Annotated in this window: 21 protein-coding genes; 11 read left to right on the forward strand and 10 right to left on the reverse strand. The window is 59.7% G+C overall.

What is annotated here, in order from left to right:
* Positions 1-8: 8 nt before the first annotated feature.
* From FXO12_RS12525 to FXO12_RS12540, 4 genes are all read right to left on the reverse strand, one after another.
* Positions 9-314, reverse strand: a complete 306-nt coding sequence (locus tag FXO12_RS12525) for a GIY-YIG nuclease family protein (RefSeq protein ID WP_034128684.1) — start codon at positions 312-314, stop codon at positions 9-11.
* A 37-nt stretch (positions 315-351) separates the two neighbouring features.
* Positions 352-822, reverse strand: coding sequence for a nuclear transport factor 2 family protein (locus FXO12_RS12530; protein WP_054897730.1), 471 nt, complete (start codon positions 820-822; stop codon positions 352-354).
* 422 nt (positions 823-1,244) lie between these two features.
* On the reverse strand, positions 1,245-1,880 hold the full coding sequence (locus tag FXO12_RS12535; protein WP_034128686.1) for a response regulator transcription factor: 636 nt from the start codon (positions 1,878-1,880) through the stop codon (positions 1,245-1,247).
* A gap of 196 nt (positions 1,881-2,076) precedes the next feature.
* Positions 2,077-2,895 carry a response regulator gene (locus FXO12_RS12540; protein WP_057976146.1) on the reverse strand — a complete coding sequence of 273 codons (819 nt, stop codon included), beginning with the start codon at positions 2,893-2,895 and terminating at the stop codon, positions 2,077-2,079.
* A 270-nt stretch (positions 2,896-3,165) separates the two neighbouring features.
* Between FXO12_RS12540 and FXO12_RS12545 the strand changes: the two genes are divergently transcribed.
* The 8 genes from FXO12_RS12545 (at position 3,166) to FXO12_RS12580 (ending at position 11,012) form a co-directional block, all read left to right on the forward strand.
* Positions 3,166-3,921 carry a DUF1120 domain-containing protein gene (locus FXO12_RS12545; protein ID WP_306109892.1) on the forward strand — a complete coding sequence of 252 codons (756 nt, stop codon included), beginning with the start codon at positions 3,166-3,168 and terminating at the stop codon, positions 3,919-3,921.
* Between the two features lie 34 nt (positions 3,922-3,955).
* Positions 3,956-4,570 (forward strand): DUF1120 domain-containing protein, encoded by a 615-nt coding sequence (locus FXO12_RS12550; RefSeq protein ID WP_057976150.1) that lies wholly within the window; start codon positions 3,956-3,958, stop codon positions 4,568-4,570.
* 12 nt (positions 4,571-4,582) lie between these two features.
* Positions 4,583-5,206 (forward strand): DUF1120 domain-containing protein, encoded by a 624-nt coding sequence (locus tag FXO12_RS12555; RefSeq protein WP_054921063.1) that lies wholly within the window; start codon positions 4,583-4,585, stop codon positions 5,204-5,206.
* 80 nt (positions 5,207-5,286) lie between these two features.
* Positions 5,287-5,916 carry a DUF1120 domain-containing protein gene (locus tag FXO12_RS12560; RefSeq protein ID WP_054921061.1) on the forward strand — a complete coding sequence of 210 codons (630 nt, stop codon included), beginning with the start codon at positions 5,287-5,289 and terminating at the stop codon, positions 5,914-5,916.
* Between the two features lie 31 nt (positions 5,917-5,947).
* Positions 5,948-6,652 (forward strand): fimbria/pilus chaperone family protein, encoded by a 705-nt coding sequence (locus FXO12_RS12565; protein ID WP_034128691.1) that lies wholly within the window; start codon positions 5,948-5,950, stop codon positions 6,650-6,652.
* A gap of 138 nt (positions 6,653-6,790) precedes the next feature.
* Complete coding sequence (locus FXO12_RS12570) at positions 6,791-9,205, forward strand: fimbria/pilus outer membrane usher protein (protein ID WP_060772947.1); 2,415 nt, start codon at positions 6,791-6,793, stop codon at positions 9,203-9,205.
* Positions 9,206-9,216: 11 nt separating this feature from the next.
* Positions 9,217-10,356: a DUF1120 domain-containing protein gene (locus FXO12_RS12575; RefSeq protein WP_057976152.1), complete on the forward strand. Its 1,140-nt coding sequence runs from the start codon at positions 9,217-9,219 to the stop codon at positions 10,354-10,356.
* A gap of 11 nt (positions 10,357-10,367) precedes the next feature.
* On the forward strand, positions 10,368-11,012 hold the full coding sequence (locus tag FXO12_RS12580) for a DUF1120 domain-containing protein (protein ID WP_034128692.1): 645 nt from the start codon (positions 10,368-10,370) through the stop codon (positions 11,010-11,012).
* Here FXO12_RS12580 and FXO12_RS12585 read toward each other — a convergent pair.
* The gene (locus tag FXO12_RS12585) at positions 11,009-12,274 is read right to left on the reverse strand and encodes a CynX/NimT family MFS transporter (protein ID WP_057976154.1); all 1,266 of its coding nucleotides are present in this window, start codon (positions 12,272-12,274) and stop codon (positions 11,009-11,011) included. The genes FXO12_RS12580 and FXO12_RS12585 overlap by 4 nt on opposite strands.
* The gene (locus tag FXO12_RS12590) at positions 12,264-12,923 is read right to left on the reverse strand and encodes a FadR/GntR family transcriptional regulator (protein WP_057976183.1); all 660 of its coding nucleotides are present in this window, start codon (positions 12,921-12,923) and stop codon (positions 12,264-12,266) included. The genes FXO12_RS12585 and FXO12_RS12590 overlap by 11 nt, the downstream gene beginning before the upstream one ends.
* 159 nt (positions 12,924-13,082) lie before the next feature.
* On the opposite strand from FXO12_RS12590, the gene FXO12_RS12595 reads away from it, so the two are divergent.
* Both FXO12_RS12595 and FXO12_RS12600 read left to right on the forward strand, forming a co-directional pair.
* Positions 13,083-13,394 carry a type II toxin-antitoxin system MqsR family toxin gene (locus FXO12_RS12595; protein WP_054897719.1) on the forward strand — a complete coding sequence of 104 codons (312 nt, stop codon included), beginning with the start codon at positions 13,083-13,085 and terminating at the stop codon, positions 13,392-13,394.
* Positions 13,391-13,879 carry a type II toxin-antitoxin system MqsA family antitoxin gene (locus tag FXO12_RS12600; protein ID WP_057976156.1) on the forward strand — a complete coding sequence of 163 codons (489 nt, stop codon included), beginning with the start codon at positions 13,391-13,393 and terminating at the stop codon, positions 13,877-13,879. Before FXO12_RS12595 ends, FXO12_RS12600 begins: the two co-directional genes overlap by 4 nt.
* A gap of 236 nt (positions 13,880-14,115) precedes the next feature.
* On the opposite strand, the gene FXO12_RS12605 is transcribed toward FXO12_RS12600, so the two are convergent.
* The 4 genes from FXO12_RS12605 to FXO12_RS12620 form a co-directional block, all read right to left on the reverse strand.
* Positions 14,116-14,880, reverse strand: a complete 765-nt coding sequence (locus tag FXO12_RS12605; RefSeq protein WP_010444394.1) for an amino acid ABC transporter ATP-binding protein — start codon at positions 14,878-14,880, stop codon at positions 14,116-14,118.
* 10 nt (positions 14,881-14,890) lie between these two features.
* Complete coding sequence (locus FXO12_RS12610) at positions 14,891-15,988, reverse strand: amino acid ABC transporter permease (RefSeq protein WP_014717022.1); 1,098 nt, start codon at positions 15,986-15,988, stop codon at positions 14,891-14,893.
* A 10-nt stretch (positions 15,989-15,998) separates the two neighbouring features.
* The gene (locus tag FXO12_RS12615; protein WP_057976158.1) at positions 15,999-17,180 is read right to left on the reverse strand and encodes an amino acid ABC transporter permease; all 1,182 of its coding nucleotides are present in this window, start codon (positions 17,178-17,180) and stop codon (positions 15,999-16,001) included.
* Positions 17,181-17,252: 72 nt separating this feature from the next.
* On the reverse strand, positions 17,253-18,284 hold the full coding sequence (locus FXO12_RS12620; RefSeq protein WP_034128697.1) for an amino acid ABC transporter substrate-binding protein: 1,032 nt from the start codon (positions 18,282-18,284) through the stop codon (positions 17,253-17,255).
* Between the two features lie 346 nt (positions 18,285-18,630).
* Between FXO12_RS12620 and FXO12_RS12625 the strand changes: the two genes are divergently transcribed.
* Positions 18,631-19,287, forward strand: a complete 657-nt coding sequence (locus FXO12_RS12625; RefSeq protein ID WP_034128698.1) for an alpha/beta hydrolase — start codon at positions 18,631-18,633, stop codon at positions 19,285-19,287.
* Positions 19,288-19,362: the final 75 nt, after the last annotated feature.

Genomic DNA, 19,362 nt, shown 5'->3' on the forward strand with positions numbered 1-19,362 from the left:
GGTTTACCTCACATGGGTTCGCAACTATTTTTGTGTATGCCGCTCTCGAGGCCACTCGCGGCCAGGCACTCCTTGGCACTCTTCTTCAATTTCTTGATCAAGCGCTCCTGACGCAGCGCCTCGCCCTTGCTCGCACATTGCTCGGTATAGACCAAGGCCACGGCAGGGCTGGACAGAAAAAACCGTGCGCCCTTGCCGCTTTGGTGCGAGGCAAACCGGCGCACGGGGTCATTGCTGATACCGCAGTACAGCGAGCCATTGGCGGCCCGCACCAGATAGACGAACCAGGGTTTGGGTTCAGAGGGATCAGTCACAAGTCGATGTCGGCAAACCAGAAGAGCGCCAAGCTTATCAACGCCCGGCCTGAAATGCCTTCAAGCCTTTGAGCGCCTGGGCACGTACCGCGTTTTTCAGCGCGGGCGACCAACCCAGCAACAGGCCCTTGAGGCCCAACGCCTGGCGCGACCAACGCCACAGGTCGAAGTGGTCGTGGTGTTCACAGATCTTGCCGTCACGGAACACGAACCGCGCACCGATATCGTTGACCACGGTATTGCCGGTGGCGCTGAACAAATACGTCGCCACCCAATGGGCACTGCCGGTGCTGTCATCGCTGCGCACATGGTCGAACGTCAGGGAAAAATCCTTGGCCCGCGTGGTAAGCATGCGCCACATATCACCGGCATCCCGCCCGCGCAGTTCGCCGAACGCCGGGTCGCTGAAGACCACATCGTCGGTGTAGCAAGCGGCCATGGCCTCGGCGTCAAGGCGCTGAAAGGCCTCATAGAAGCGGTGGATCAGAGCATCGTGGGCAGCACTCATGGGCAGGTTCCGCAGCAATTATTGTCAGGCCTGCACGATAATCCGCACAGGCCGCGAAGACCATGGGCATTCATGACAAAAATAGCGCTGCCGTCGATCTGGATCTCTTCAGCGGTCGGCAGTGCGGACTTGAACACTAGCCGCGCGGCCTTGACGGCTATCAATGCAGGCGCGTTGCAACTGACCTCCGGCAGGGTTGCATCACTTACGATCGATCAACCAGCGGTTACGCGGGCACAAGCAAGTACATCGCACAATGGGTATTTCGTCTCAACTAATTTGACCGGAATTTTAAACAACCCTCAACTAATGCCAGCAGGCGCTAACAACAATTTAGAGCACTTAGCGCACCAGCCCCATACAATTAATACGAATCCTGCACTTGGCCTTTAGTTAAACCACTGTCATAAAACTGCAACTTTCTAAGGCACCATTCCCGATGCACGCGCATAGGCGAACAGTTCAACATCGGTAGAGATACTCAGCCGCTGCATCGCTGTACTTTTCTGTTTGCTGATAGTGGAAATACTCCGGTGGACCTTGGCCGCGATCTGGCTGACAGTCATGCCGCTGGCCAACATACGCACCACCTCGCTCTCCTTGCCGGACAACTGCGGCTCATGGGACTGATTGCCTGTCCCCGCCTCCACCAGTTGCACCCGCAGGCATTCACTGGCGAAGGTCTGGCCCGCGCACACGGCTTTGATCGCCAGGGGCAACTCCTTGGCAGAGGCACTTTTGGCGACCACTGCCTTGGCACCATGGGCGAAGGAGGCACGCAGGGTGGCAACGTTGGCGAACATCGTCACCAGGATCACCGGCACGTTCGGGTACTGACGACGCAACAGGCTCAACAGGCTGTAGCCATCAGCTTGCTGACCGCCCGGCATGGCAAAATCGGTGACCAGCACATCACATGCCGTAGTACTCAATACCCCGAGCAATTGATCGGGACCGTCGGCTTCGCCGACCACCTTGCACTTGCCATTCGCCTCAATCACGACTCTCTGCCCGACTCGAACAATAGGGTGATCGTCAGCAATAATTACTCGAAGCATAGATACCTACGAATGGTGGCAACTTGAATCCGCGCAAAATACCTCTGTCAGCGCTCATCAACAACTACTAACAAAGACCCACTTGCAGCCGAAGCCAATGTTTAGTAGCGGCTATTTTTTGGACTACAACATAATAGGAAACCACCTACAGCAAAAACTAGACTTCCAAATAACTTAAACCCTCTGTAAACACCTTTCACAGAGTGGACAGATAATCCAGATAGGTGCGCAAGCGTGCCTGGAACGATGTCAACTCCGCCTGGTGCGCAGACACGCCATCGCGCTGAACCTGCTCGATCAACCTCACGGCACAGGACTCAAGCCCTGTTCCTCCTATAAATACCAGGCTACCCGTCAATCGATGCAGGCGTTCGGCGGTCAATGATGCGTTCAATGCGGCACAGGCACGGCCCAACAGGTCGTGATCTTGCCAAGCCTCGACCAGCAGATTTTCCAACAGTTGATTGACCACCTGTTCACTGCCAAACGTCGCGACCAGGCTCGCGCGGGCGGGCCACCCCATAACCTTCGCAACAGGCTCCGCACCGATAGGCATGTGATCGGCACCCGGGAGCCATCGCGCCAAAACGGCACTTAATTGTTCCAGGGTCAGAGGCTTGAGCAGCCAGGCATCCATGCCCGCGTCGCGGCAGCGCTGGGGGCTGTCGTTTTGCAGGTCGGCGGTCAACGCGATGATCGGCACTCGCCTCAAGCCGACGTGGTGCTCATATTGGCGAATGGCGCGGGCCATGCTGTAACCGTCCATAACGGGCATCTGGCAATCAGTGATCACCAGGTCAAAGGGCCGACAAGCATAAGCCACTCGCCCGAGATACCCGTCGGCGACCAGCTCATGGTCCAACCCGAGTTTTCGCAGCAAGCAACCCAGCAATAGACGGTGGGCTGAATGATCCTCCGCCACCAGGACATGCAACTGCCGCCAGTGAGGCGGGGGAGTAACAGGCGATCTCGATTTGCGGCTCGCGCCTGCGGTTGAACCTGACAGCGAACCCATCAGTACCTCTTCGTAGCTATTGATACGGCAGCAACCTTCGGCACTGGCGCAATAGCCATAGAGGCCTACTTAGGCAGCAACGATCGCCACATTCCTTTGAATGCTATCGACGAAAAACCAATAACCTTTTGAATGGCTTAAAGCCGATACAACAACTACGAAAAAACGCGAACTCACCCTATTCGATCCACCCTGCCAATGTCGTATTAGTTGTATTTCCCCCGCGCACGCTCCTCGCTAAATTGTGCCCCACCCCAAAAGAGGGACGGCTTGCCACTCCCCGGCAGCCGCAAAAAATATCGAGACCGTCGCACCGACAACCACCCGCCGACACCAGCGCGGGCGTTGCGTTGCACGCACCTCTATCTGCCAGCCTGCAATGGAAAAAACAGAAAAATGAAGAGCCCTGTAGCCCTATTGAGCAGTGCCCTGCTGCTCGCCATGAGTTCATCGGTATTCGCAGCCAGCAGCGTGGAACTGGCCGTCAAAGGGCTGATCACACCCAGCGCCTGTGCACCTAGCCTTTCAAGCGGCGGGATTGTCGACCACGGAAAAATTTCGGCCAAGGATTTGAGGCTGGATGGATGGACCGTGCTTAAAAGTCACAACCTGCAACTGGGCATCACGTGCGATGCGCCAACCCTGCTAGCCCTGAAGGGCATTGATAACGTTGGTGACGCCCACGATCCGAGGAACAGCTATGGCCTGGGCTTGGTCAGCGGAAAAAAATTAGGCAGTTTCTCCCTGACCTTAAGCAATCCAATCGCCGATGGCGCAGCGATCTCCATGATTGAGTCCTCGGATAACGGCCTCACCTGGCGGGCAAGTTTCCCAGGTGACATGTGGCCAGCCTCCTACCTCGCTTCGTTTGGCGACAACACCACCGGCAGCTGGGCACCCACCCCGGTCCAGCAGGTGTTGGCAGACCTCATGGTGGCAACCATCATCGCGCCGACAGCAGGAATGGATCTGACCACAGAGGTTCCAATCAACGGGTCCGCCACGCTTGAAGTCAAATACCTATAACGCCTCTGCCCCATGCCCAAGGAGATTCACTGACATGAATGTTTTTGCATCCGGCCTGATAGGCGCCTTGCTCCTCAGCCCGACAGCATTCGCCGCCAGCAACACAGACTTGCTCGTGCGCGGCAGCATCACCCCCAGCGCTTGCTCACCAGTCATCGCCGGCGGCGGGACTGTGGACTTCGGCAAGGTGTCGGTCAAGGACCTCAACACCGACACCTACACCGATCTGCCCAGAGAAACCATGCTGTTGAGTGTGCGCTGCGACGGGCCGACGTACTTCACCCTCAACACCATCGACAACCGTTCAGGCACCGCCGCCAGCCACTTCAGCTGGCATGGGCTGGGCACCACACCCAGTGATGAAAAAGTCGGGGATGCCGGGCTGGGTCTCTATATGCCCGTGGCCGACGGCGTCTCCGTGCGCACCATCACCTCAAGGGATGGCGGCGTGACCTGGATGCCTTCGGTGATGCTCAGCCATACCTTGCTGACGGCGATCGCCCACAGCGACGACGTGATACCGATTGCAGTCCAGGAACTGGACGCCGAGATCCGCCTGATCACCCACATCGCACCTGCCAACAACCTGACGTTGACCGACGAAGTCCCTATCGACGGTCACGCCACCGTACAAGTCAATTACCTTTAAGGAGTCCCTACGATGAAAACCCGATTGACCACCCTGGCCGCCGGCGTATTGCTGCTCGGCTCGGCGACAACCTTCGCTGCATCGTCCGTTGACCTGACCGTCAAGGGGCTGATCGTGCCCAGCGCTTGCACACCCAGCTTGTCCGGTGGTGGCGTGGTCGACCACGGCAAGATTTCCGCCAAGGATCTGAATCTGGACGACGCAACATATCTGGATAAACGCACCCTGACGATGACGGTCAACTGTGACGCTCCGATTCAGTTTGCCCTGCACCCGATTGATAATCGGGCAAGTTCCAGCATGAGCAGCTCGTACTTTGGCCTGGGTTTTATCAACGATACCCAGAAACTGGGTTACTACTTCCTCACCTTGAGCAACCCGGTCGCCGATGATGGCGTTGTAGTGCAGACGATCGGTTCCACTGACCAGGGCCAGACCTGGTTCAAAGAGAAGTTCCTGGACCCAGGCCTGTACATGTCAGTTGCCTCAATGGAGGACCTTACCCTGCCCCTGGCGGTCAAGGACTTGAGCGTTGATGTGGGTGTAAGCACTGCAATTCACCGCGCCGACGGCCTGGACCTGAGCAACGAAGTGACCATCGACGGCTCCGCCACCCTTGAAGTGAAGTACCTCTGACCCATGGCGCCCCATGCCCTTACCCTTGAAGGGCATGGGCTTCGCCGTGGGCTGTGCTCACCCGTGCCAGTGATGAATCGATGACTATGTTCACCCGTTTCTTTACCGTGCTGTTGTTATCCCTGTGCGCTGCGGCCAAGGCCAGTGCGGGCAGCGCTGCCGAGCTTACGGTAACCGGTCGTGTGACACCGGATGCCTGCTATATCGAGCTGTCGGATGAAGGCTTTGTCGACCACGGAAAGATCCCCGCACACACCCTCCTTGTCGACGAATTCACCGTGCTGCCCAGCCGACAACTCGAACTGCAGGTGCAATGCGCCAGGCCCATGCTGTTTGCGCTGGTGGGTATCGACAATCGTGCGGAGTCTTCCCTGGCACCGGATTTTTTCTATGGGCTGGGCAGAAACATCCATGCACCGGACGAACGCCTCGGCTCCGTGGCGTTGTCGTACCGCAACCCAGTGGGGGACTCACAGGCCATGCAAGTCCTGGCCTCCACCAACAGCGGCGAAAGCTGGACGCCCGAGCCCAATGGCTATCCACGATCCTATATGGCATTTGCTCCGACGGGCGACCGTCAGCCCGACTTCATCAGCCAGTTGAGGGTCCAGCTTCAAGTGGACACCGCCATCAACTTTTCGCAGTACCTGACCCTGAATCAGGAAGTGCCCCTCGACGGCTCCATCGTTCTGGATTTGCGTTACCTCTGACCCACTCATTTCGCCTAATGGAAAACCCATCATGACGATGACATGCTCAAACACCGCGTTCGGCCTTATTGCCCTGCTGCTGATATTCGGCAACCAAGCAAAGGCTGACGGCATGGTCCCGGACACATCCGTGGTGATCGTCCACGAGGCCGATGGTGAAGCTTCCGTTTCGGTGACCAACTCCGACAGCCAGCTCTCGTTGTTGCATGTGACCTTGCAGGACATTCCGGAAGACACCGAACCCCTGCTGGTGGTGACGCCGCCGCTGTCTCGAGTCGAAGCGTCCAAATCCCAGTTGGTGCGCTTTATTCTGCAAAACCAAAAACCGTTGCTCACCCAGCGGCTCAAACGCGCCGTGTTCGAAGGCATGCCCCAGGGCCGCGCAGCCACTGCCGCCGGTCATGCCCGCGTGGGCGTGACCGTGCGCCAGAACCTGCCGGTGATTGTGCATCCCAAGGGCCTGGCACCCAATCGCAGCCCCTGGACCGGCCTGACATGGACCCTGCGCGACGGCCAATTGCAGGTGCGTAATGACACACCCTATGTGGTGCGCCTGGCCCAGGAGCTGCGGCTGTTGCCCGGCGACGGCAAGGCGATGCTGCCGCGCACCTACGTGCTGCCAGGTGAAGCCTTGAGCGTGCCTGCCAGCGGTGGCCAAGCCAAGACGGTGAGGCTACAACCGGCCACTGTGTACGGGTTTGCGGTCAAGGCCTACGACGCCCCCATCACCCTCTGACAGAAAACCACAGGCGTCGCCAAGACCGCCGCCTGGATAACGAAGTGACGGCTTATCGACCGTCACCAGAACGCCCAAAGCCCCGAACCCAATGAGGGCTGTGCGTTCACTAAGCGAGTACCTTGCGTGAAAACAGTATTGAGTTACCGTGACGGCGAAGCCGTGCCCATTCGTCCAGCCTTGCCGCTGGTGTTGCTGCTGTATGCGCTTATGCCGGACAAGGCGTGGGCCGACGACACCAGCCCCGCAGGCTTCGACGCCCAGACCTTGCATCAGCGCGGCATCGATCCACAGTTGGCCAGCCTGCTGCTGGCAACACCGCGCTTTGCCGCCGGCCGTCATAACGTCAACCTGCGGGTCAATGGCCTGCGCCGGGGACGCCTGGAGGTCAGTTTCGATCAACAGGGCAACCCCTGCCTGGACCGTGCGTTGCTGGACGCCGCCAACCTGGTGATACCCGCTGAACCCGTGGGTTGTGAGGATTTTCTCGTGCGGTATCCGCAAAGCCTGGTGGAACCGGACCCGTCGACACTGACGTTGGCACTGGTCGTGCCCACCGAAGCACTGCGCCCCGTGCAACAGGACATCTCGGGCTACCAGACCGGCGGGTTTGCCGGGATGCTCAACTACGACCTGAGCGGGTTCTACAACCGCTTTGGCGAAGACGCCAGCCGGTTTGGCTCAGCCAATACCGAAATCGGCTTCAACGCCGGCGACTGGATCGTGCGCAGCCGCCAGGTGCAGACCTGGCAGGATGGCTTATCGCGCAGCGTCCACTTGGAGGCCTATGCGCAACGGACCTTCGCCAGCCATCAGGCAGTGCTGCAGGCCGGGCAGATCAACCTCTATAACCCGGTGTTGTCTGGCGCACAGATCACCGGCGTGCAGGTGCTGACCGAGCACGCCCTTCAGGAGCAAGGCCAGAGCGCGCAAATCCAGGGGATCGCCAACAGCCCGGCACAGGTAGAAGTGCGCCAGAACGGCGCGCTGATTCACTCCACCGTGGTGCCTGCCGGGCCGTTTGTGCTGAACGATGTACGTCGCCTGAATACGCGCTCGGACGTCGAAGTCACGGTCAAGGAAAGTGTCGGCGGGGAACGACGTTTCACCGTACCCGCCGCCATGCTCGGTCTCGGCCTGCCTGCACCCGGCTATTCGGTCGCAGCGGGGCGCGTACGTAACGTCGGCGGGGCCGAGGCAGAGGCGCCGTGGGTGGTCAGCGCCGGTTGGACCGGGAACTTGCATCCGCAACTGACCCTGGGCAGTGGCGTGCTGGCGACCGGCGAGTATCGCTCGGCGGGCGCCAGCCTGGGCTGGCTGCCGTGGCTGGACAGTCAGATCCAGGTGTCCGCCCAATTGTCCAACACCCAGTCGTGGGAAAAAGTCTCGGGCGTGCAGACTGATCTTTCCTGGTCACAGCGCCTGAGCGAGCGATGGTCGTTCAGCGCCGCCAACTCCTGGCGCAGCAGCGGCTACCGCGAACTGGAGGAAAGCACCTACGAGCGCGACGGCAGTCAGCGCAACTCACGCTATCGCGATCAACAAAGTATCAACCTGGGGTGGTCACATCCGCAGCTGGGCGCATTCAGCGCCGGCGTTTCACGTTCGAGTACCTTCGAGGGCAACAGCAGCAGCCGCGCGCTCGCAGCGTGGGGCACGAGCATTGGCGCAGTCTCGTTATCGGCCAGCGCCGAGTGGCAGATGGGCGGACGCCAGCAACAGGACAACGCGGTCTACCTCACTGTCAGCGTGCCGTTGGGCGAAAGCCGCCGGGTGCGCAGTTGGGTGCGCAACTCCGGCGGCCAAAACCGTACCGGTCTGGGCCTGACCGAACAGCTTGACGACCAATTGAGCTACCGCGTCAGCGCCGAACACGACAGCAGTGACCATGAGGTGGAAACCAGCGTGGGCATTTCGGCATTGCCACGCTATACCCAACTCGACTTGAGCTACAGCCGCTCCGATGCCGAGCGTTCGAGCTACCAGGGCGGCGCCCGCGGCGGTGTAGTCGTGCATGGCGACGGTATGACATTTACCCCCTACCCGGTGCGCGACACCTTCGCTCTGGTTTCCGTCGGCGACATGAGCGGCATCAAACTCAGCACCCCCAGTGGCCCGGTCTGGACCGACTGGCAAGGCCAGGCCGTGGTGTCGCAGGTGGCCGCCTACGGGCGCAGCCCAGTGGAAGTGCAGACCCGCTCTCTACCGCGCAACGCCGATATCAACAATGGCCTGGCCATGATCTCGGCCGGGCGTGGCGCTGTCGATCGGGTCGAATTCGGCGTGGGCCTGACCCGCCGCATGCTGCTCACCGTCAGCGACGATCAGGGAAACCCCATGCCCGTGGGAGCGTCCGTTACGACGAACACAGGTGAGTTCATCACCTTGGTGCAGGACGCCAGCCAGGTGTTCCTGCCCAATGTGCTGGACCAAGGAGCGCTGTGGATCACCACCTCGCAAGGCAAACGCTGTGAATTGCGCTACCAACTGCCGGCAAAAGCCGACCCCACGGTGTATTTCGAAACCGCACCTGCTCGTTGCCACACACCATGAGGACTACTGCCATGCACCCTGCAATCTGTTTGCGCTACGTGAGCCTGGGGTTATTGCTCGCATTTGCCGGCACCGCTCAAGCCTTTGAGGAATGCCAATTCAACCTCAGCGAGCCGCTGGTGGATTTGGGCTTGATGAGTCGCCTGGCGCAAAGCGACAGTGCGCCGCAACGCCTGCTCGGCGAGCGCCGTTTGAGCCTGACGTTCACCTGCCCCCAGGCCCAGGACCTGAGCCTGTTTTATCGCGGCACCGCCGCCTCCGCGCAACGCCTGCAATTCACTCCCAACGGCAGCTACGCCATCGAAGTCGGCAACGCCGTACTCGACGGCCGGGCGGTGGAACTGGGCTTGTTGCCCGGCGCAGGCCAGGCGCCGGTGAGCAGCGCCAGCGTGCTGGAATGGCGACCCGACCATGGCATCGCTCCGCTGCACCAGGGCACGGTATTGCAGGGGAAAACCCTGGCGTTGCAGTTGACTCTGCGCGCCTGGGCCGACCCGGCCGCCACCCAGGTACGCGACGCCACCACCTGGGAAGTCAGCGGGATGATGTACCACAGCGCAAGCGGGCGTTACCGCGACCTCACGTTGCGCGCTCACTTCGCGCCGACCGCCTGCCAACCGACACTGTCGGACCAGGGCGTCGTGGACTACGGCACGCTGTACGCCAAGGATCTGAGTGCCACCCACGAAACACCGCTACCGACGCGCACCGTACGCCTGAGCGTGACCTGCGATGCTCCGGCCCGCTTCGGCCTGCGCATGAAAGACAATCGCGATGGCTCGGCTACCGGCGGCACCGATGAAACGGCCTATGGCCTGGACCTGGACGCCAGCAACAACAAAATCGGACGTTTCTACCTGACGGTCGACCCAGCGGAATTCAGCGCCGACAGCTTATCCACGCTGTACCGCACCGACTCCACCAGCAATGGCGCAGCCTGGAGCAGTTCCACTGCGCGGCAGATCCCCATGGCTGCCAACAGCCTCATGGGCTTTACCGACAAGACCGGCGTGACTACGGGCCCGCTCGCCATACAGGTCCTGACCGGCACGATGCGCATCAAGACGTACCTGGCCCCCACCCAATCGCTGGATCTGCGCGATGTCGTGCGTATCAATGGGTCCGGCACCCTCGAAATCATTTACTTGTAGGAGTGCGTACCATGAAAATTCCTGCCCTTTGCAGCCTTCTATTATTGACCAGCACCCAGGCGGCGCTGGCGGCCTCGACGGTGGACCTCAGCGTCCAGGGGTTGGTCACGCCCGCCGCGTGCCTGCCGCAACTGTCAAACGGCGGCCTGATTGACTACGGCAAAATATCTCAACAAGACTTGAACCTGGAAACCCGCACCCGTCTTCCCGCCAAGACCCTGTTCTTCGGCATGGCGTGTACCGGCCCGGTACGTTATGCCCTGCGCATGCAAGACAACCGCAGCGACTCGACCCTGGTCGAAAGCGAGATTTACTACGGGCTGGGATTCGACAGCAACGGCACGCCCCTGGGCGTCTACTCCATGACCTTCGATCCTCGGCAGACCCAGGCCAGCAACAACGGGCAACTCTACGGCACCGAATCCACCACCGGGGGCCTGGCATGGCGCACGTCCAACCTCAACCCCATCGACATCGGTTCCCGCAGCTACCTGGGCTTTACGTCGATCGAGGGCAGCGTCAGCGGCCCCACCGCCATTGGCATAATAGGCAGCCACGTAACGGTGCAGACCGTGATCAATGCTCGCAAGAATCTGGACTTGAGTACGCAAACCCCGATTGACGGCTCGGCCACGCTGGAAGTGGTTTATCTTTAGACCTTCTCACAGGTGACGTGCACGTAGCGCGCACGTCCGGCGCCCAGGCCCGCCACGATGGCGCCGAGGCCGATCACTGCGAAGATCCAGCCGATGGCCGTCCAGCCGCCGGTCCAGTCATGCACCACGCCCACAGCGAAAGGGCCAAGGGACGCCAGGGTATAACCGATCCCCTGGGCCATGCTCGACAGGTTGGCAGCTACGTGAGCGTCACGCGAGCGCAGCACAATCAAGGTCAGCGCCAGGCTGAAGGTGCCGCCCTGCCCCAGACCGAGCAGAATCGCCCAACCCCACAAACCGTCCAGCGGCGCATACAGGCAGCCGAACAGGCCGCCGAGGGTCAGCAGCATCACCACCACGATCGCCAGGCGCTGGTCCTTGCCACGGGTAGCCAGCCATGGCGCGGCCAGGGAACTGAACAACTGCACAATGATCGAGCCGGACAACGCCAATCCCGCCTCTGTGGCACTCAGGCCACGGCCGATCAGGATCGACGGCAACCAGCCGAACACGATGTAGGCCAGGGACGATTGCAGGCCCATGTACAAGGTCACTTGCCAGGCCAACGGGTCACGCAGTAGCCCCTTCACGCGGTAGGCGACGCGATGGGCGCCGTGCTTCTGCCCGACTTGCGGCAACCAGAACAACGCCGCCAATAGCGCTGGCAGAATCCAGAACCCCAGGCCAAGGGGCCAACTGTCGCCGAAGTAATGACTCAGGGGTACCGTTGCCCCTGCCGCCAGTGCGGCGCCCAGGCACAGGGCCATGGTGTAGACGCCGGTCATGGCGCCCGCACGTGCGGCGAAGTCGCGCTTGACGATACCCGGCAGCAATACGCCGATGATGCCAATGCTGGCGCCGGCGATCAGGCTGCCGGCAAACAGGCCCACTTCCCCGAATGAACTGCGCAGGATGATCCCGCCAGCCAGGGTCAGCAAGATGCCGAACACCACCCGCTCAGCCCCAAAGCGTCGGGCCAGGATCGGTGCCATGGGCGCGAACAGGCCCAGGCACAACACCGGCAGGGTGGTCAGTAAACCGGCTTGGGCGGCCGACAGGCCCAGGCTGCTGGAGACGTCGGCCAACAGCGGCGAGAGGCTCGACAAGGCCGGGCGCAAGTTGAGCGCCACCAGGATCAGGCCCAGCAACAGCAACCAGGGCCGGCTCACCAGCGGGTGGTTGTGTTGCACCACGTCGTCATCGGCCTCGGCGTCAATCAACAACTCTTCAAGTTCGGGTGTGTGTTGGGTTTCAGGGTTCATTGATCAACTGCCGGCAGAGGGATTTGGCACGTTCGGGGTCTTGCTGTTCCACGGCGTCAAGCAGGGCAACGTGCAAGTCGAACACGGCCTGGCGACGCGGTGAAAGGTTCAGGGTCTGGCGCAACTGCGCGCCGACGATGGCGGAGAAATACTGATACAGCTCGCTCAAGGCCGGGTTGTGTGCGGCGTCCACCAAGCGTTGGTGAAACGCCAGGTCAGCGCTGATATAGGCCTCGAGGTCGCCCTGATACAGCGCGGCGCTGGTATCCAGCGCTGTGCGCAACGCTCGCAGGTCACTTGCAGTATGGCGTTGCGCAGCAAGGCCGATGGCTTCCACTTCCAGAATCTGCCGCGTCTCCTGCGCCTGCCCCAGGGTGCAATGAGACAACGCACGCATCGTGCCCAACGGGTCGGTCATCGAGCGCAGATAACTGCCGTCGCCCTGACGAATTTCGATCAACCCGGAGAATGCCAATACACGCATGGCTTCACGCACGGTATTACGGCTGATCCCCAGTTCGGCGCACAGTTCGGGCTCGGTGGGCAGGCGTTCGCCAACGGCCCACGCACCCTGGGCAATGCGCAGACGCAGTTGTTCCAGCGCCTGGTCAACCAGGGAGCGTTTGATCAGCGGGGCAATGTCTGTCATGGGCTTTACGTTTTCGTCCAATCATAGGATGAATTTTCCTACAGCCTATTAGGAGTCGCCTACAAAGGCAACGCACTAGGGTTTTTAGGCAGGGAAAGGAGCAGTATTTTCGATTGGTAAAATTACCCTCAGAGGGTAATTATTGGACTCAGGTGTCTTATGGAAAAGTACACACCTCATTACGATCTGGCCTTGATCAAGGCGCAAGTCATCCGGCTGGGCCACAGAGCCTTTACGGCAACTGCGCGGGAGAGCGCTCGTCAACTTGAATTGAGCATCGGCCAGATGCGGTTGGCGGTCTGCGCCCTTGAAACGCGAATGTTGTACAAATCGATGACAACCTATGCAGACCACCGGATATGGCAGGACGTCTATCTGATCAAGATGTACGGTACGGAGATTTACATCAAGGTGACTCACCGCCCAGGCGGCGAAGCTCCCGTAATCTCCTTCAAGGAGAAAACCTTATGAAAACCCAACAATGCGTGAATTGCGGAACCCATAATGGAATGCAGTATTTCGCAGGTCGCACCTTCACCATCAACACACGCGGCATGATGCGCGACATTCCAAACATCGCGGGCTGGGAATGCCAGGTTTGTAAGGAAATCGAATTCGATCATGACGATGACAGCGCAGAGCGTTATTCCGATGCCAGTGACCAATTATTGATTGATGGCAGAAAAGTCATCGCGGCTGAAATGAAGCGAATCCGTCGCAAACTGCACCTCACTCAGAAGGAGGCAGTGAAGCTGTTGACTGTGCGCGGGCAAAACTCATTTTCTCGCTACGAAAGGGCTGAGGTTTTCCCTCCTGAACCATTGTTTACACTCATGCGCCTACTGGATAAGCATCCGCATCTGCTGGCCGAGATCGAGGCGCTCAATGTCGGAGAAGACCTCAATCGCCTGCTCATAGCAAAAGATGAGCAACAACGTGCGGCACAAGCATCCTGAACAGACCAACAGGCAAAAATAAACCCGGCACCAGGCTAATGCCAGTCAGTTAAGACAGAATCGGTAACTGTGGCGAGGGAGCTTGCTCCCGCTGGGGCGCGAAGCGGCCCCCAAAATGGGACTGCTACGCAGTCCAGCGGGAGCAAGCTCCCTCGCCACAAGTCACTGGTTGTCTGCTCTAGCTCTTAACTGACTGGCATTAGGCACCAGGCCGGGTTTATTTTTTCAAACGTCGATCAATGCAATATCTGGCTCAAGAACAACTTGGTCCGCTCATTCTGCGGGTTATCAAAGAAGTCATTCGGCGCCGCCTGCTCGACGATCTCGCCCTTGTCCATGAAGATCACGCGATTGGCCACTGTGCGGGCAAAGCCCATTTCGTGGGTCACGCACAACATGGTCATGCCGTCTTCGGCCAGGCCGATCATGGTGTCCAGTACCTCTTTGACCATCTCCGGGTCCAGCGCCGATGTCGGCTCGTCGAACAACATGATTTTGGGCTTCATGCACAGCGCGCGGGCAATCGCCACACGCTGTTGCTGACCACCTGAAAGCTGCCCGGGAAACTTGTGGGCCTGCTCCGGAATGCGCACACGCTCCAGGTAGTGCATGGCAATTTCCTCGGCCTTGCGCTTGGGCATCTTGCGCACCCACATGGGCGCCAGCGTGCAGTTTTGCAGGATGGTCAAATGCGGGAACAGATTGAAGTGCTGGAACACCATACCGACTTCGCGGCGGATCGCTTCGATCTGCTTGAGGTCGTTGGTCAGCTCCACCCCATCGACCACAATGCGGCCTTGCTGGTGCTCTTCCAGGCGGTTGAGGCAGCGGATGGTGGTGGACTTGCCCGAGCCCGATGGGCCGCACAGCACGATACGCTCGCCCTGCTTGACGTTGAGGTTGATGTCTTTCAACACGTGGAACTGGCCGTACCACTTGTTGACGCCCTGCATCTGGATAATGCCTTCAGGGCTCACAGGCTGTTTGATTGCTTCGCTCATCAAAAAACTCCTAACGCTTGTGGCCAGTGTCGAGCTTGCGTTCCAGATGCATGGAATAGCGCGACATACCAAAACAGAAAATCCAGAACACCAGGGCGGCGAACACATAGCCTTCGGTGGCCATGCCCAGCCATTTGGGGTCGGCGGCGGCTTGCTTGACGCTGTTGAGCAGGTCGAACAGGCCGATGATGATCACAAGGCTGGTGTCCTTGAACAGGGCAATGAAGGTGTTGACGATCCCAGGGATCACCATCTTCAAGGCTTGCGGCAGGATCACCAGGCCCATGCTGCGCCAGTAGCCCAGACCCATCGCCGCAGCGGCTTCATATTGGCCCTTGGGAATCGCCTGCAAACCACCGCGCACCACTTCGGCCACATAGGCCGACTGGAACAGGATCACACCGATCAGCGCCCGCAGCAGCTTGTCGAAGTTCATGCCTTCAGGCAGGAACAGCGGCAGCATCACCGAAGACATGAACAGCACGGTGATCAACGGCACGCCGCGCCAGAACTCGATGAAGGTCACGCAGACCACCCGAATGGCCGGCATGTTCGAACGCCGCCCCAGCGCCAGCACAATGCCCAGCGGCAAGGCGCCGGCGATGCCCACCGTGGCGATAACCAGGGTCAGCATCAAGCCGCCCCATTGGCTGGTCGCCACGTTGCTCAGCCCGAACACGCCGCCATGCAGCAAGCAGTAGGCAATGATCGGGTACAGCACCAAAAAGCCCAGGCCATAGATCGCCTTGCGTGGGAAACGCGAGATGAACAACGGCGCCACGCCCACGATGGCCAGCCATACCGTCATGTCCACGCGCCAGCGCAGGTCGACGGGGTAATAGCCATACATGAACTGCCCGAAGCGCTGTTGGATAAATACCCAACAGGCGCCCTCCTTGGTGCAGTCGGCGCGGGTGGTGCCCACCCAGTTGGCATCGAGGATGGCCCAGTGCAGGATCGGTGGCACCACCAGGTACACCAGGTAGATCGCCAGCAGGGTCAGCAGTGTATTGAGCCAGCTCGAGAACAAGTTGGCGCGCATCCAGGCCACCGGCCCGAAGACTTTGCTCGGCGGCGGCATATCAGGTTTGAACGTATGCGTAGTCATGGGTGTGTCCTCACCGCTCGATCAGCGCAATGCGCTTGTTGTACCAGTTCATCAGCAGAGAAATGCTGATGCTGATCGCCAGGTACACGCTCATGGTGATGGCAATGACTTCAATGGCTTGGCCGGTCTGGTTGAGCACCGTGCCGGCAAACAGCGAAACCATTTCCGGATAACCGATACCGGCGGCCAACGACGAGTTTTTCGCCAGGTTCAGGTATTGGCTGGTCAGCGGCGGAATGATCACGCGCAACGCTTGCGGGATGATGACCTTGCGCAGCGTCGGCCCCGGGCGCAGGCCCAGTGAACGTGCCGCTTCGGTCTGGCCATGGCTGACGGACTTGATGCCCGAGCGCACGATCTCGGCAATAAATGCCGCCGTGTACACCGTCAGCGCCAAGGTCAACGCCAACAGCTCTGGGATCAGTACCCAGCCACCGACAAAGTTGAAGCCCGCAAGCTTGGGCATTTCCCAATGCAATGGCGTACCGAAGATCAACACGCATAACGCCGGGATCACCACCAGCAGCGCCAGGCCCGCCCAGAATTTATGGAAAGGAACCCCCGTCGCTTCAAAGCGCTTGTTGGCCCAGCGGGTCATCAGCACGATGGCAACGATAGCGACCACCAGGCTGGTGACAAACGGCCAGAACCCGTCGGACACCAGCGCTGCCGGCATGTTCAAGCCACGGCTGCTGACAAAGAAGGTGTCACCGAAGTTATGGCTGTTGCGCGGCCCTGGCATGGTCAGGAACACCGCGAAGTACCAGAACAGGATTTGCAACAGCGGCGGAATGTTGCGGAATACCTCCACGTACACGGTCGCCAGCTTGTTGATCATCCAGTTGGGCGACAAGCGTGCCACGCCGATGATGAAGCCGAGCAGGGTTGCCAGCACCACACCGATGACGGTCACCAGCAAAGTGTTGAGCAGGCCGATGACAAACACCCGGGCATAGCTGTCCGATTCGGTGTAGTCGATCAAGTGCTGCGCGATGCCGAAACCGGCACTGCGCTCAAGAAAGTCGAAACCCGAGGTGATGCCCCGGTGTTGCAGGTTGGTCTGGGTGTTATGGAACAGGTACCAGCCCAGCGAGACCACCGCCACGATCGTGATGATCTGGAACAGCCACGCACGCACTTTGGGGTCGCTGAAGCTGAGCTTCTGCTTGGGTGCGCCGATTTGATTTTGCATGAAGTGCCCCGAAAATAATGGAACAGAACATCACCCGGCAGTTGGCCTACCGGGTGACAGAACCATCAGCGATCAGCGCACAGGGGGTGCGTATTGAATGCCGCCGTTGTTCCACAGGGCGTTCAGGCCACGGTCGATTTCCAGCGGCGTGCTCTTGCCCAGGTTGCGCTCGAACATCTCGCCGTAGTTACCCACTTGCTTGACGATCTGTACCACCCAGTCCTTCTTCACTTTCAGGTCTTTACCGTATTCGCCGTCGGCACCGAGCAGACGCGCAACGTCCGGGTTCTTGGTGGCCTTGGCTTCAGCTTCGACGTTCTTGGAGGTCACACCGGCCTCTTCAGCGTTGAGCATGGCGTAGCCCACCCAGCGCACGATGGCCAGCCACTCATCATCACCGTTACGCACGACCGGGCCCAGGGGCTCCTTGGAAATGGTTTCCGGCAGCACCACGTAGTCTTTCGGCGAAGCCAGCTTGCTGCGCTGGGCGAACAGCTGGGATTTGTCGGACGTCAGCACGTCGCAACGCCCGGACTCCAGCGACTTGGCGCTTTCATCGGAGGTGTCGAAGGTGATCGGGGTGTATTTGAGGTTGTTGGCGCGGAAATAGTCGGAAACGTTCAGCTCGGTGGTGGTACCGGCCTGGATGCAGATGGTTGCACCGTCCAGTTCCTTGGCGCTCTTGACGCCCAGCTTGTTGTTCACCAGAAAGCCGATGCCGTCGTAGTAGGTAATGAAGCCCGGGAATTTCAGGCCCATGCCCGCATCGCGGGAGCTGGTCATGGTGGTGTTGCGCGACAGGATGTCGACTTCGCCTGACTGAAGCGCGGTGAAACGCTCCTTGGCGTTCAACTGGCTGAACTTGACCTTGGTGGCATCGCCAAATACGGCAGCCGCCACAGCGCGGCAATAGTCAGCGTCGATCCCGAGGATCTTGCCGCTGGCATCCGGCACCGAGAAACCCGGCAGGCCGTCACTCACACCGCACTGCACAAAGCCTTTCTTCTGCACGGCGTCCAGGGTGGCGCCCGCCTGGGCAAAACCACTGACACCCAGTACAGCCGCCGCAGAGACGATGGCCAGGGTGGATTTCAATACCTTCATTACAAACCTCCAATTGCTCTTGTTGTGTCGGAGCTCCAACCTCAGCGCACCCTTATGAGGCGATATCGACCCGTGTTGGTTTTTTTTGGGGCCAAGCAGCATGAGGTTTTTGCGGTAATTCCAGTTGCTTTCCCACGAGCGGCAGTCACTGATAGTGTTACCGCCCTGGGAGAGTTCTGACATCGAGCTACACATAGCAAGGCGCGTACCAGAGTCTTGGCCGAGTGGCTGTAACTGCGCTTCGATGGCAAAAGATTCAACCTTGCGACATTCTCTTAACAGATCAACCTGTCGCGCACCGTTCCGACGCACCTCATCGGAGCGCCCGCACATCTATGGAGCAGACATGACCGAACCCTTGATTCTTCAGCCCGCCAAGCCCGCAGACGCCTGCGTTATCTGGTTGCATGGCCTGGGCGCTGATCGCTACGACTTCCTGCCGGTGGCCGAAGCCCTGCAGGAAACCCTGCTGACCACCCGCTTCGTTTTGCCCCAGGCGCCCACGCGTCCGGTGACGATTAACGGTGGCTACGAGATGCCGAGCTGGTACGACATCAAGGCCATGAGCCCGGCCCGTTCGATCAGCCTGGAAGAACTGGAAGCGTCGGCAAAAATGGTCACAGACCTGATTGAGGCGCAACAGAGAACCGGAATAGACACCTCGCGAATTTTCCTCGCCGGTTTTTCTCAAGGTGGCGCGGTGGTTTTCCACACCGCGTTCAAGAAATGGGAGGGGCCCTTGGGCGGTGTGATCGCCCTCTCCACCTATGCGCCAACCTTCGATAATGACCTGGAATTATCCGCCAGCCAGCAACGCATTCCCACGCTCTGCCTGCATGGCCAGTACGACGATGTGGTGCAGAACGCCATGGGCCGCAGCGCCTACGAGCATTTGAAGGGCCGTGGTGTCACCGTGACATGGCAGGAATACCCAATGGGCCACGAAGTGTTACCCCAAGAGATACACGATATAGGCACCTGGCTGACTGAACGCCTGCGCTGAATCCCGTGTTTATGTAGCCGTATGACAGACGCACTACGCCGCGCCCGATTCTTGCATTACACTGGCCGGCGTACA

It is taken from the genome of Pseudomonas sp. J380, assembly GCF_009827115.1.
GTDB classification, from domain to species: Bacteria; Pseudomonadota; Gammaproteobacteria; order Pseudomonadales; family Pseudomonadaceae; genus Aquipseudomonas; species Aquipseudomonas paracarnis.